This window comes from Soehngenia sp., from assembly GCF_055108775.1.
This window is the reverse complement of sequence record NZ_JBSQIL010000013.1, coordinates 1-13,519: the sequence shown is the minus strand read 5'-3', so window position 1 is coordinate 13,519 and position 13,519 is coordinate 1. Positions and strand designations below refer to the sequence as shown.

At 30.3% G+C, this 13,519-nt stretch carries 14 protein-coding genes; all 14 read right to left on the bottom strand.

Annotated elements, in window-relative coordinates; all coding sequences use genetic code 11:
- Nucleotide 1: 1 nt before the first annotated feature.
- The 14 genes from ACTB1H_RS03160 to ACTB1H_RS03095 all read right to left on the bottom strand — a co-directional run bounded on the left by ACTB1H_RS03160 (nt 2) and on the right by ACTB1H_RS03095 (nt 13,342).
- Entirely contained in the window at nt 2–970 is a 969-nt protein-coding gene (locus tag ACTB1H_RS03160) for a D-alanine--D-alanine ligase family protein (protein WP_463261382.1), read from the bottom strand.
- Nucleotides 971–980: 10 nt separating this feature from the next.
- Nucleotides 981–1,520 (bottom strand): NADPH-dependent FMN reductase, encoded by a 540-nt coding sequence (locus tag ACTB1H_RS03155; RefSeq protein WP_463261381.1) that lies wholly within the window; start codon nt 1,518–1,520, stop codon nt 981–983.
- 63 nt (nt 1,521–1,583) lie between these two features.
- Nucleotides 1,584–2,450, bottom strand: a complete 867-nt coding sequence (speE, locus tag ACTB1H_RS03150; protein ID WP_463261380.1) for a polyamine aminopropyltransferase — start codon at nt 2,448–2,450, stop codon at nt 1,584–1,586.
- An 11-nt stretch (nt 2,451–2,461) separates the two neighbouring features.
- Nucleotides 2,462–3,256 carry an adenosylmethionine decarboxylase gene (gene speD / locus ACTB1H_RS03145; protein WP_463261379.1) on the bottom strand — a complete coding sequence of 265 codons (795 nt, stop codon included), beginning with the start codon at nt 3,254–3,256 and terminating at the stop codon, nt 2,462–2,464.
- A 12-nt stretch (nt 3,257–3,268) separates the two neighbouring features.
- Complete coding sequence (locus tag ACTB1H_RS03140; protein WP_463261378.1) at nt 3,269–3,922, bottom strand: HAD family hydrolase; 654 nt, start codon at nt 3,920–3,922, stop codon at nt 3,269–3,271.
- An 8-nt stretch (nt 3,923–3,930) separates the two neighbouring features.
- Complete coding sequence (locus ACTB1H_RS03135; protein ID WP_463261377.1) at nt 3,931–4,500, bottom strand: histidine phosphatase family protein; 570 nt, start codon at nt 4,498–4,500, stop codon at nt 3,931–3,933.
- Entirely contained in the window at nt 4,491–5,228 is a 738-nt protein-coding gene (gene cobS / locus ACTB1H_RS03130) for an adenosylcobinamide-GDP ribazoletransferase (RefSeq protein ID WP_463261376.1), read from the bottom strand. Before cobS ends, ACTB1H_RS03135 begins: the two co-directional genes overlap by 10 nt.
- Nucleotides 5,225–5,761: a bifunctional adenosylcobinamide kinase/adenosylcobinamide-phosphate guanylyltransferase gene (gene cobU / locus ACTB1H_RS03125; RefSeq protein ID WP_463261375.1), complete on the bottom strand. Its 537-nt coding sequence runs from the start codon at nt 5,759–5,761 to the stop codon at nt 5,225–5,227. The genes cobS and cobU overlap by 4 nt, the downstream gene beginning before the upstream one ends.
- 1 nt (nt 5,762) lies before the next feature.
- Nucleotides 5,763–6,845, bottom strand: coding sequence for a nicotinate-nucleotide--dimethylbenzimidazole phosphoribosyltransferase (gene cobT / locus ACTB1H_RS03120; RefSeq protein ID WP_463261374.1), 1,083 nt, complete (start codon nt 6,843–6,845; stop codon nt 5,763–5,765).
- Nucleotides 6,846–6,863: 18 nt separating this feature from the next.
- A complete protein-coding gene (locus ACTB1H_RS03115; protein WP_463261373.1) occupies nt 6,864–8,051 on the bottom strand; it encodes a carboxylate--amine ligase in 1,188 nt (395 codons plus the stop codon).
- Between the two features lie 104 nt (nt 8,052–8,155).
- Entirely contained in the window at nt 8,156–8,641 is a 486-nt protein-coding gene (locus ACTB1H_RS03110; RefSeq protein WP_463261372.1) for an ECF transporter S component, read from the bottom strand.
- Nucleotides 8,642–8,733: 92 nt separating this feature from the next.
- Nucleotides 8,734–9,786, bottom strand: a complete 1,053-nt coding sequence (gene corA / locus ACTB1H_RS03105) for a magnesium/cobalt transporter CorA (protein ID WP_463261371.1) — start codon at nt 9,784–9,786, stop codon at nt 8,734–8,736.
- A gap of 48 nt (nt 9,787–9,834) precedes the next feature.
- Nucleotides 9,835–11,229, bottom strand: coding sequence for an MATE family efflux transporter (locus tag ACTB1H_RS03100; protein WP_463261370.1), 1,395 nt, complete (start codon nt 11,227–11,229; stop codon nt 9,835–9,837).
- Between the two features lie 142 nt (nt 11,230–11,371).
- Entirely contained in the window at nt 11,372–13,342 is a 1,971-nt protein-coding gene (locus ACTB1H_RS03095) for an AraC family transcriptional regulator (protein WP_463261369.1), read from the bottom strand.
- Between the last annotated feature and the right edge of the window lie 177 nt (nt 13,343–13,519).

Here is a 13,519-nt window from a genome sequence, read left to right as displayed (position 1 = left end):
ATCACCTCTTTTTTCTGTTATATGCTAATAGAACTAATTTCTCAATTAAATCGTCATAGCTAATACCAGATTTTTCAGCCATTTTGGGAAAATCACTATAACCAGGTTCAAGCCCTGGAAGAGTATTTATCTCTATAAAATAAGGTTTGTTAAATCTGTCTAATCTTACATCCACTCTAGCATAATCCCTGAGTTCTAATGCCCTAAAAGCTTTTTTTGCATATTCTTTCAATTGTAATTCAAGCTCTTTATCTATATTAGCAGGGCATTCATATCCTGCTGCATCTTTAGCTTTGATGCTTACAGTCATAAAATTAACTTCCATTTTAGAGTATATTATTTCTAGTATTTCAAAAACTTCTAATTCTTTATCCCCCAAAATACCGATGGTAAATTCCCTCCCGTTTATATATTCTTCTACTAGGGCGGGTTCTTTGAATGTATTTAAGATTTGATTAACTTTCTCATAAAGATTTTTTTCATTGTATACAACACTGTCATAATCTGTCCCTAGGCTAGAGCCTTCACGCTCAGGTTTTACTATTAGCGGGAATTTCAAGTTTTTGTCTAACAATATTTCAGTGTTATAAAATAGCTGAGAATTTGGAGTTGGGATCCCCACTCGTCTAAATAAAGTTTTACTAATTTCTTTATGAAGTCCAAAAATATGGCCTGACAAGCCACTGCCTACAAACGGTATATCTAATAATTCAAGCATTGCCACCACGTTGGCTTGTTCTTTCTTTTTTCTAATCCCTGTACAAGCATTGAAAATAACATCTACATTTGAGTTCTCTATTTTCGTTAGCATATCTATACCTGCAGGAATCATTACTACTTCATAATTTTTCTTTTCTAATGCTAACTTTACTGCTTTCACAGTTTCCTCCATCTGACTACTTCCATGAGGATCAATCATGGCATTTCTTGAATGTTTACTTGTATCAGTAAATATTAATCCAACTCTCATTAAAATCACCCTAACTAAATTTTTTACTCCAATCAATAAAATTGTCTACAACTTTGTCCAAATATTTAATTGTCCTATCATCTATAAATTCATCAGTTTCATTGAAAAGTTTGTTTACATTAGGTATAAGGACAAGATTTGAAGGCAATACATATGCATTTATCCCAGGTGAATTTAAAACTGTTCTTAAGTCCATTTGACTTCTGGCTGTTCCTACATTTCCATTAGATGCCCCAACTATAAATACTGGTTTTTTTGCTAGTACTCTATCCACTCTTGAACACCAATCAAGTGCATTTTTTAATCCCCCTGGTATTGAATGATTGTATTCAGGGCTTACGATTAAGACTCCTTCGGAAGCTTTAATTTTTTCTTTGAAATTTACTACCTCAATTGGAGGGTTGTTTTCAATATCTTCATTAAAAATCGGTAAATCAGGCAGTAAAATTTCAATATCTAATTTATCTTTGTACCTTTCTTTCATGAATTTTGCTATTTTCATATTATAAGAATCTTTTCTTAAACTTCCAACTAAAGCTATTACTTTCATTATTTCTCACCCCTTATTTTATATTTTACCCTTGAAATAAAAAATAACACCAGTTTATTGGTGTTATTTTAAATCTTCTTCATTTGCTTCATCTAAAGCTTTTATAACATAGTTAGGCAATGCAAATGCCCCTTGATGAAGTGATGAATTGTAATATTTAGTTTCTATCCCAAACTTTTCCCACTCATCTTTTTTGTGATCTCTTAAAGGATCAAATGTCTTACTTGCAAATCCGAAAAGCCAATGTCCACTTGCATATGTAGGCATATGGAACTGATATACTTTGCATATTTCAAATATCCCTTTTAATTTTGCATGAGCCTTTTTCATCTCTTTGGCAGTATTAGGAAAATATGGGCTTTCGTGTTGATTAACCAGTATGCCATTTTCATTCAAAGCCTTATAGCAATTATTATAAAATTCTTTTGTGAATAACCCTTCTCCAGGGCCTATTGGGTCAGTCGAATCCACTAAAATCAAATCATAAAAGTTTTCTTTTCCTTTGATGAATTCTACTCCATCAGTATAGAAAGCTTCAACCCTGTCGTCATTTAATTTGCATGCAGTCTGAGGAAGATACTGTTTGCAAAGTTCTACTACCCTTTCGTCTATTTCAACATGATGAATCAACTCAATTTGTTCATATCTAGTTAGCTCTCTAATTGTTCCTCCATCCCCGCCTCCAATTACCAAGACTTTTTTAATATTAGGATTTACTGCTAGCGGAACATGTGTTATCATCTCGTGATATATAAATTCATCTTTTTCATTAACCATCATGTATCCATCAAGAGTGAAAAATCTGCCAAAATCATAAGAATCAAAAAATGCTATGTCCTGATATTTAGTTCTTTCACTATATATTTCATTTTTAACTTTTATTGTCAATCCGCACGTTTGAGAATATTTCTCCGTAAACCAAAGTTCCATACAATGCCCTCCTAGTAGTTTTTCCCATAGTATATTTCATGCATCTCCATGTTTAGTTTATATCTTATGTCCTCTTTTTCATCTTCCGTTAAGTCCTTTTCACTTTTTTCGAATATATAATTGTCTAAAACCAAATCTTTTATAAGCATTTTAGTGTGAAAAATATTTTCTTCATATATATTTACATCTATCATGTTGTATTTATCTTTGTTTTCCTGAGAAATAAAATCCTGAATAGAGTTTATATCATGGTCTTTAAATAACTTTCTGCCATCTATATCTCTAGTAAAACCTCTTATCCTATAATCGCAAATGACTATGTCTGAATCAAATTTGTCAAAGAGAAAGTTTAATGCTTTAAGAGGCGAGATCTTCCCACATGTTGATACATCTAAATCAACTCTAAAGGTCATTATTCCTTTATCAGGGTGATACTCTGGATAAGTATGAACGCTTATATGGCTTTTATCCAGATGAGCAATTACATTTTTATACTCCAAATTAATTTCTCCTCTATTGCAAGAAGGATCAATCGACTCGTCATCAACTTTTTCCTCAGAAATCAATAAATTTACACTTGCACCTTGAGGTTCATAATCTTGTTTTGCTATACTTAAAATATTTGCACCAATGATTTTTGTTATTTCTACCAATATTTGAGTTAACCTAGTTGAATTATACTGCTCATCGATATATTCAATGTATTTTTTCTTATCTTCAGCAGATACCGCATAACAAACATCATAAATGTTGAAACTCAAACTCTTAGTCAAATTATTAAACCCATATAACCTTATTTTTTCCATTTTTCAACCCTTTCATTCTATTATATTTAGTATATCTTTAGGATTATAGAAAATATAGTCTACATCAAACTTTTCTAAGTCTTTTAAATCTCTATATCCCCATGTAACAATTCCACTTTTCATATTAGCATTTTTAGCAGTAAGCACATCCACTTCGCTATCTCCTATGTATATTATTTCTCCAGGTGATAATTTCATAGCTTCTGCTATCTCTAGACTCGTTTCTGGATGAGGTTTTCTTTTTTTCCCTTCTCTATCTCCATAAACCCTAACAAAATTTATATCAGAAAAAAATTTATCAACTAATCTCTTGCTGAAATAATCTTTTTTGTTAGAATTTACAGCCATCTTAACCCCTTTATTTTGTAATTCATTAAGTATATACTCTATGTCCTGAAATGGCTTTGTCTTATTCATATAGTTTTTTTCATACTCTTTTGTGAATATTTCAATCGCATTAGAAATAATATTTTCTTCTATTCCTTGTGGCAAGCTATTTATCATAAGATTCCTAAATCCATTTCCCAACATTTTTTTGTATTCATCATAATTATGCTTTGGAAAGCCAAGCTTTTCTAAGGTCTTATTTGCACTATCTGCTATATCATAAATAGTGTCTAAAATTGTCCCATCTAAATCAAATATTATACCATTTATTTTCTGCATTTCAATACCTATCCTCTTGCATTCAATTTCTTGATAAATTTATAGTCTTTATTTACCGAAATGATATTTATGCTCCCATTTGATGCTATAAATTTATTGAAATAATCATCGCTATCAAACACCCATGAAAATGCTAATTTTATTATGCCTTCATGAGTGATCACCAACATATTCTTATCTTCCTTTATTATATCTTCAAGAAAATCTACTACTCTTTCATATGTCATTTTCAAACTTTCTCCATTGGGTATCTGGTAATTTTTCAAATCGCTAATCCATTTTTTGCCTTCTTCAGGGTAAACTTTCATGAATTCTTCATAGCCTAATCCTTTGAATATGCCAAAATCTATCTCCTTTACTCTTTCTTCCATTATCCCATCAATTCCTAGTATTTCACTGGTCTGAATTGTCCGTTTCAAAGGGCTTATATATACATTTTCATATTCAAGTTCTTCTACTAATGGTTTGATTTTTTTTATTTGTTCTTCTCCTCTTTTTGTAAGCAAAACATCATCTTTACTCAGTACCCTTTTTATATTATCTTCTGTTTCTCCATGCCTTATAAAAATTATATCCATTGTGCTACCCCCCAAAATACTAAAAGAGATATTATCTCTCCTAATTCAATTGTTGCACCATTCACATCTCCAGTTAGTCCTCCTATTTTTCTATCAGCCCATCTAGCAAATGTTAATCCGAAAATAATAGTTCCTATTAGAGGCAAAATATTGAATGGATTTACAATTAAAACTAAAATAATATATAATATCGTGCTAATTATAACTTTCTTCAAAGGTTTGCTTTTATAGAATAAAAATCCCAATCCCTCATTTTTAGCACTATTCCTATGTGAAATATTTATGCTTGTTGCAAGTCTTGCATTCCCTAAAGATAATATAATTGCTATAAGAGTAATATCTCTTATTTTATATATTAATATAATCTTACCCAATAAAACTAGAATTATAGCAATTGTTCCAAATGTCCCAATTCTGCTATCCTTCATTATTTCTAAGGTCTTATCTTTTTCTCTATTGGAAAAAAATCCATCAAATGTATCGGCTAAGCCATCTAGATGAAGTCCCCCTGTCAATATCACAATAGATGTAACTGTCAAAAAACTTGCTATGAGTAAATCTAGTCGGGAAATCAAACTAAAAACAATAGCAGCAACAAAACCAATACAAAGTCCTACAAATGGCATAAAGAATACACAAAAGGATATGTTTTTTTCTGTAAAATCCACATTTTTTCTAAGAGGCAGCCTTGAAAAAAATTCAAAAGCTAGTATAAGGCCATCTATCATTTTAACCTCACTTCTATTCCACAAATAACTATGAAAACTTCATCAGAAATGCTTGCTAAGCATTGATTTACTCGTCCTTGTATATCTCTAAACACTCTTGATATATGATTTTGAGGAACAATAGAATCTCCGAGTTCATTGGTCACTATAATCAAATTCTTGTTTGTTTTATTAATCAATGAAATAAACTGATTCAGCTCTTTTAATATCTCTTTTTCAATCTGATTCTGAATACCATTATCTATGTAACTTTCATTTTTAGATAAATCAAACATTATATTTGAAGATAAGTTTGTGACACAATCTAAGAGATAATAATTTTCTTCTCCCAATGCATTTTCTAAATTACGATATGCTTCAAAAGTTCTCCATTCACTAGGTCTATTGTTTCTATGATGTTTAACTCTCTCGGCCATTTCATTATCTTCTATTTTAGCAGTAGCAATATATACAACGTCTGTTTTCCCCGATAATCTATTCTGGGCAAAATTTGTCTTTCCACTTCGAGCACCACCAGTAACCATTGTGATCATTTCATTTCTCCTCGTCTTTGCTTATATCTACTAAAAATTCTTTTTCAATCTCTGCTTCTTCAAATGTAGCCATGTTATTTAAAGTGTAGATTGAAGTGTCTATTATTTGAAAAGCTAATGGGCAACCTGTTCCCTCGCCAAGTCTCATAGATAAATCAAGCATTGGTTTAAGTCCAATTTCATTGAACACAAATTTAGCACCAGGCTCTTTTGACAGATGGGATGGTATTATGTAGTCTTTTACCCTTTTGTCAAGTTTTATGGCGCATAACGCAGCAGCTTGTGATATAAAGCCATCCATAACTACAGGCTTACTGTTTTTAGCTCCAGATAGATAAACTCCTACAAGTCCCGCTATGTCTAGTCCGCCTACTTTGGATATCACATCTATTGCGTCGTCTTTGTTTGGCTTGTGTAATTCAATAGCCTTTAAAATTGCATTTTTCTTTAAAATTAGCTGTTCATCAGTAATTCCTGCACCTTTTCCAACAATATCATCTATATTAAAATCAGTGATAGCTTTGATTATCGCTGCAGAAGTAGTAGTGTTACCAATTCCTACTTCACCAGTTCCCAATATCTTATATCCTCTATTAAATAATTCATCTGCAACATCGATACCAGTTTCTATAGCTTTTATAGTCTCATCATATGTCATAGCGGGAGCTTTAGTGAAGTTATTTGTGCCATATCTAATCTTTCTATTTATGACTTTCTCTTCTTTTACATCTCCATTTATACCAATATCTACTACTACTACATCAGCTTTAACTGACTTAGACATTACACTGACCCCAGTCATTCCCTTAGCCATTTTTTCAGCTAAAATTCTAGTAAATATTTGCGGAGAAGAAGTCACATTTTCTTCTACAACGCCATTGTCACTAGCCATGACTAATACAGCTCTTTTATCTATTGAAAATTTAGTTTTTCTGTAAATTCCAGATAATTTTATCGTGATTTCTTCCATCAATCCTAAGCTACCTATAGGTTTAACAAGAGAATCCCATCGTCTTTTGGTTTCATTCATGGCTTCAAAATCTAGTTCTTTAATAGAATTTAAGCTGCTTTTTATTTTTTCCATAATTTCCTCCAATAATGGTTATTCTCTGCCAATAGCTTTCTTAAACATTTTACCTATGACAGTTCCCACAAAATATATACCTGGATAGGGATCAGACCATGACCATGTGGAATGTACTTTCTTAAAAGTATTATCTCTTATAATATCGCCTATTGTCATCTGTCCTGTTTTTAAATAATTTCTAATTGCAAATAAATCTTCGTACATGTAGTGAAAAACATATCCTGTCTCATATTCAATGGCTTTAGGTTCTGGAATCTTATCTGTCATTTCTAAGTATGCGATGTACGGAAAATTCAATCCAGCTTTGTATAGCATTTCATTGAAATTTATAGTCCTTACATTTACTTCTATTAAATAGATTCTCCCAGTATTTACATCTCTTTTTAATTCACATTCTGCAAATCCTTTAAATCCAATGCCTTCTAAAAACGGCTTGCATATTTCATGCAATTCAGGTATCCAAGTTTGTTTAGCATATGTTGATGCCCCAAAATTATTTGGCCATTGCCTGATTTTATATGCTGCAGTGTAATGAGTAACTTTTGAATCCTGATTAAGATATGCATCATAACAATAGCAATTTTTTTCAGGTCCTGGTATTATTCTTTGGATAGTTATCCCGTGTCCATCTTTGTGTATCATATTTACTTTTTCTATAAGTTCTTCTTCTGAATTAATAATGAATACTTTTCTTCTATATGCTTTTACAAATGATGCAGAATCCATAGGTTTTATGATACAAGGATACTTGATCTCTTCTCTTACTCTTTCTACTAAATTTTCATCTTTTGAATTAATTGTTTCAGGCACTAAGACTCCATGCTTTTTAGCCAATAAGCTCATTGTATATTTATTCATTACTTCTGTCCAAAATCCTTTTCTATCCATAGGAAATAAATAATGCTCTTTTAATTCATCAAAATATTTATCTATAAATTCGACATAAGGATCGGCTCCAGGGTAAAGAACTGGTTTAGCTTCTTGATTCTTTGAATATTCTATTAAAAAATTTAGCAATCCCTCAGGATTTTCTTTATAATGTGGTGCTAAATGTTTTTCACTTAAATATTTAGATTTTGCGCCATAACGGCTTTCTTCACTATAATCAACTGCAACTACATGAACTCCCTCTCTACCCAAACATCTTATTATACTCAATCCTACATAGTAATTTGTTCCTAAGACTACAGCCTTATTCTTCATCACTTTACACCCCACATGTGTTTTACTTATATTTAATTGTTATGTAATATATTATAACATTTTAATAATAAAAATACTCATAAAAATAAGCTCCTTAACGGAGCTTATAAGTTGATTTTATCTTTTAATAATTTATAGAGTATACTAGCAGCAATTGCACCAAATAATCCCTGAACAATATTTGCTGGTAAATTTATCAACGAGGCATTAAATCCAAACATAAATATTTCAGCAACAAAATAACCAATCGCCATTACTATACCACCTATTGATGATGGTAATATCGGGTATTTCTTACCTAATTCCTTTTCAAAAATAGCCCCTGCTACATACCCTTCTAGTCCTTTTGCAATCAATGTTACAGGTGCAAATATACTATATCCTAATAATATATCAGCAAGAGCTGACCCAACACCTCCAACTATAAACCCAGCTTTTTTGCCAAGGAAAAAAGCCGTGATAAATATTACCATATCTCCTAAGTTTATATAACCAGTTTGAGCAGGTGATGGAATATGTATTACCATTGTCATTACTACAGTCAGAGCCATCAATACTCCGTAAGATACCAATCTTTTAGTGTTATTCATATAATACCTCCAAAAGTGTATTGTTACAGTTATATGTAATTTATTACTGTACCTATTAATATGATAACACTTTAGATTTTAAAAATCAATATCTATAACCATTTTTTATTCTTTAAATATTTAAGCATTGTGATTGTTATTAATATGCTTACTATCCAAAAACCTAAATATCCATATCTGAATTTAAGTTCTGGAAAATATATAAAATTCATTCCATAAACTCCAGCTAAAAATGTAAGTGGAATGAAAATAGTCGAAAATATTGTCAATATCTTCATTACTTCATTGGTTTTAGAACTTATACTCGATAAATATATATCCATCATTCCTGATACAGTATCTCTATATGTTTCTATTAACTCTATCACTTGTATTGAATGGTCATATATATCTCTAAAATAATAAGATGTCTTTTGGTCAATTAAATTCATCTCTCCTCTAGATAAAGTATTAGCGATATCTCGAACTGGCCATATAGTGTTTCTAAAATAAACGATTTGTCTTTTTAAAGAATAGACTCTGTTTAAAGTTTCTTTTTCTGGATCATCCATTAATTCGTTTTCTGTCTTGTCTATTTCTTCACTTAAAATTTCCATTATGTCAAAATATCCATCCACTATAGAATCCACTAATGCATAGGTAAGATCATCTGCCCCAAGCCCTCTTACATATGCCCCTTCATTGAGTCTCTTTTTAATATTCTCAAATGCTTTGTTGTTGTATTCTTGAAAAGTTATGACCATGTTTTCTTTTATGATGATTGATATTTGATTTGATACTATTTCAATATCTTCTAAGATTGAAAGTTTTTTAATGACCAAAAATAATGCATCATCATATTCTTCCAATTTTGCTCTTTGTCTTATATTTACTATGTCTTCTAAGATAAGCCTGTGTAGTTTTAATTTTGCACCTATTTCTTCTATCGTTTTTATATTAGATAATCCAATTACATCTAGCCATTTTACACCTAAATTTTCTTCGTTTATAAATTCGTCTACTGATTTAATCTGCTTATGTACTATTTTTTCTTTATTGTAAGTGGTTAAATAGAGCTCTTGAAAATTATCTGTTTGTTCTCCTGTATATACTAGAGTTCCTGGTGGTTGATTTTTCTTTTTATAGTAATTCTTCTTAGCACTCATTTTTTCCCTCCATAAAAAAAGAGTAGATTATATCTACTCTTGATTATATCACATATTATTTCTAGTAATTAGAGCCTTTTCTTCTGCCTTTTGTCTTTGAACATTTATTTGAACATTTAATTCAATCCCTTCATTTCTTATCAACATAAATGCTGCTAAACTAGCTAAAAAGTCAGATATAGGGTAAGATAACCAAACTCCCAGACTGCCAAAGTTTAAGCCTTTAACAAGCAATATTGAAATAGGAAGCATTATAACTAATTGCCTTAAAACTGCTGTCAATATCGAAGTCTTAGCTTTGCCCATAGCTTGGAAATAAAATATTGAAACATAATATACACTCAGTAAAGGAAATGCAGAAATCATTATCCTAAATGCAAATGCAGCATCTTCTATAATTGCTTCGTCCTGAATGAATAAACTAATCATATTCGTAGCAAATATCAATGAAAATATCCAAAGTACAGTTGATGCGACCAATGAAAACATTATTGTCTTTGACATTAGTTTCTTTAGCCTTCCTAGTTTGTTCGCACCGAGATTATATGCTGCTATTGGCTGCATAGCTTGTGCAATCCCAAATATAGGTATGAATAAAAACATATAAACTTTAGAAACTACTCCTAATATTACAAGTCCTTCATCACCTATAGTCCCTGCTAAGAGGCTACTTAAATTACCCATAAGTATTCCATCTTCAGCCTCGATAACAAAAGAGGAAATTCCAACTAAAAGTATTGGTATGATATATGATGGATTTATATTAAGCTTAAGTGATATCCCATATTCTTTTTTCATTTCTCTAAATTTGTAAAAAGCATAAATAAAGCCTACTATCTGGGAAACTGTTGTTGATATAGCCGCCCCTTTAATTCCCATTCCGTAGTTTATTACTAGTATATAATCAAATATAATATTCGTTAACGCTCCCAAACTTGTGCTTATAATAGATACTCTGGTATTACCTAGAGCTATCATAGTATGCGATATATATACTGTAAGACCTAAAAATATAACTCCAAATGAAATTATACCTAGATATTCAGATGCTAGTGCTTCTACTACTTCACCTGCTCCTATTATTCCAATGATGTTTTGTTTGAAAAACATGACTAAAAGCACTATAGGTGCCATTACTGCTAATATCATTGAAAATCCAGAATTCAGTACTTCTTTAGCCTTGTCATAGTCTTTTTGTCCATTATATCTAGAAAAAGATGTCATTGCCCCTACAGCTATCATCACACTTAGTGCAACAATTATTCTTTGAAATGGAAATACAGCAATAATTGCAGCAATCCCTTCTCCACCTACTGTCCTACCTATAAAAAAGGTATCGACCATATTATATAATTCATTAACGAGCATTGATATTATTACTGGAATAGAAAATTTTATCAACAATCTTGATATTTTTTCTTCTCCAAATTCTTTGTTGCTCATATTAAAACCCCCATTTGATAAATATATTTTATCATTTGAGGGAATTTAAGTAATTGACTGTGTTGTCCTTCTTTTCGGATTAAATTAGGTTTTTTTAATTTTTTAAAAAATTAAATTATCTTAACATAGTACATTATATAGCTTAATTTAGTCCATAATTAAAAGTAAATAGTACGCATCCATTTGGCTTTATCTTTGCTACTAAATTGAACACACTTGTTTTTTCAGAAAAGTAAAAACTTACATAAGGGTGCACATAGTTATCTAACAAACTCCAATTTTCACTTGTAAGCCTTTCAGGAGAGCCCAAATATATCCACTTGTCATATACCGAACCATGACTTTTGTTTAAATCATATTTAGTAATTTGAAAATTATGCTCCGTGTTAAAAAAATTCAAAGAGATCTTTTTTTCTTTCAACTTTTTATTTACATCATCCCCATATATCTCTTCTTCACTTATTTTTTCTGGATTATATAGTAATATCTGATATCCTGATTCGGATCTTGTTATTATATGCCCCTCGTCTTTATATAAAACTTCGTCACCTAAAAGCGACAAGAATTTAAATGCATAAAAAGATGGCTTATTTAGATAGTTAGCTGTGAATAGCCCTTTCCCTCCAAAAAAAGTTTCATTCGTCAGCACAGTGTCTTTAGATATTTCATCGATTACATTCATGACAATTTTACGGTTTTCAATAGTATAACTGTAAATGATATAGTTTGCCATTAGAAGTGTATCATGCTTTGTGTTTATATCGAATAAAGGATAGGTGATATTAAAATCATCCAAGCTTAGCTCAAGATATTTTTCTAAATTTGAGTATGTCTTAGAGAATGTATTTATAAAGTCATCTACTATATGCTTTTGAACTCCATTTGTCGATATGATTGGAATGAGTTTTATATCTTCTAAAAAATCAAGTATTATCTCTACTCTAGTCCAATTGATAAATCTTTTATTTTTCCCTTTATAAATATCCATATCGTCAGAGAATAGATTGTTTACAATTAAATATTTAAACCCAATTTCTTCCTGAATTTCTTTTAATATCCTTCTGTTTTCTTCTTCAAGTAATAAAGAAACATCTCCTATGTCGATTATTTCAGGTTTTTTAAAGCTATCTATAGGTTCTTTTTTTAAGTCAATATCCAATTTTATTATTCTATTATCATAATTATATCTTTCATAATCAAATAAATAGCTTTCTAAATAGTTTATTGCTTCTAAAAGATTTATGTTCTCTACTCTTTTTAACTTTTCTAATTCTTTGTCGCTTACTTTATATTTTTTTCTATATTGAAGTGGGGTCATATTGTAATGATTTTTAAAATGCTTATTATAGTATCTTACATGAGAAAACCCAACATCTTCAGCTATCTCACTGATCGACTTGTTTGTATCCAATAGAAGCTTTGTAGATTCTTCAACTCTTATCTGGTTTAAGTATTCGTTAAATCCTTTCCCGAATACTTCCTTTATTTTATAGGATAAATATTGAGAGCTTAAAAATTCTTGTTTAGCGATGTCTTTTAGGCTTACTTTGTTCATGTAATTGTTACTTAGATATTTCATTATTCTATGATATCTTTCTAATTGAATTTCATCATCTTTTAAACTTTCTTCATCATAGAATAAATAATGAAAATTATTCAAAAGATGATACATAACATCTAAAAGCTTTTCTTCAACTATATCTTCATAATCATCTAATTTTGATATAACTTCATATAGTATTATGGCTAGCAATTTCTTTAGCTTATAATATTTCTCTTTATCTTGATCTCCTAGATTTGCTGAATCTGTGTAGTAAAATATATCTTTTGCATCTTCGTAATATGATTCAAAAAACATTGGATCTATTTGAAAAATTAAAAGCAAATTATCTTCGTCAATTGCCTCCATACTGTAGACTTCATCTGGGTTGATTATTTCTATTTCAGTTTCCTTCAGTGGATATCTCTCTGCTTCTACATTTAGCATGATGCTACCTTTTAGCATAAATAATATTTCTAAACTATTTTGCCAATGCAGAGGATATTCTTTGACTCTCAAAAGTTCTATGTTTAAAGGCAAGTCCTTTAAATATTCTACTCTTTCTCTTCGCATTATTTCACCTACATTCAAATTTAATAATTATATTGATAATATTATACCCAATTGGGTAATATAACGATATAGAAATGGCTCTGTAAACTAAACATGAAAAAACAGCACAATGTTCTATTAAATTTTATTGAATTAGATATAATTTCACCTTCTTGATGATACTTGAGATGATAAATG

Coding starts and splice junctions, on each gene's coding strand:
- cobT (WP_463261374.1), bottom strand. CDS start 6,845: ATGGAAAAAATAAAAAGCAGCTTAAATTCTATTAAAGAACTAGATTTT.
- speD (WP_463261379.1), bottom strand. CDS start 3,256: ATGGAAAAAATAAGGTTATATGGGTTTAATAATTTGACTAAGAGTTTG.
- cobS (WP_463261376.1), bottom strand. CDS start 5,228: ATGATAGATGGCCTTATACTAGCTTTTGAATTTTTTTCAAGGCTGCCT.
- ACTB1H_RS03100 (WP_463261370.1), bottom strand. CDS start 11,229: ATGAGCAACAAAGAATTTGGAGAAGAAAAAATATCAAGATTGTTGATA.
- ACTB1H_RS03155 (WP_463261381.1), bottom strand. CDS start 1,520: ATGAAAGTAATAGCTTTAGTTGGAAGTTTAAGAAAAGATTCTTATAAT.
- ACTB1H_RS03095 (WP_463261369.1), bottom strand. CDS start 13,342: ATGCGAAGAGAAAGAGTAGAATATTTAAAGGACTTGCCTTTAAACATA.
- ACTB1H_RS03110 (WP_463261372.1), bottom strand. CDS start 8,641: ATGAATAACACTAAAAGATTGGTATCTTACGGAGTATTGATGGCTCTG.
- ACTB1H_RS03135 (WP_463261377.1), bottom strand. CDS start 4,500: ATGGATATAATTTTTATAAGGCATGGAGAAACAGAAGATAATATAAAA.
- ACTB1H_RS03160 (WP_463261382.1), bottom strand. CDS start 970: ATGAGAGTTGGATTAATATTTACTGATACAAGTAAACATTCAAGAAAT.
- ACTB1H_RS03140 (WP_463261378.1), bottom strand. CDS start 3,922: ATGCAGAAAATAAATGGTATAATATTTGATTTAGATGGGACAATTTTA.
- speE (WP_463261380.1), bottom strand. CDS start 2,450: ATGGAACTTTGGTTTACGGAGAAATATTCTCAAACGTGCGGATTGACA.
- ACTB1H_RS03115 (WP_463261373.1), bottom strand. CDS start 8,051: ATGAAGAATAAGGCTGTAGTCTTAGGAACAAATTACTATGTAGGATTG.
- corA (WP_463261371.1), bottom strand. CDS start 9,786: ATGAGTGCTAAGAAGAATTACTATAAAAAGAAAAATCAACCACCAGGA.
- cobU (WP_463261375.1), bottom strand. CDS start 5,761: ATGATCACAATGGTTACTGGTGGTGCTCGAAGTGGAAAGACAAATTTT.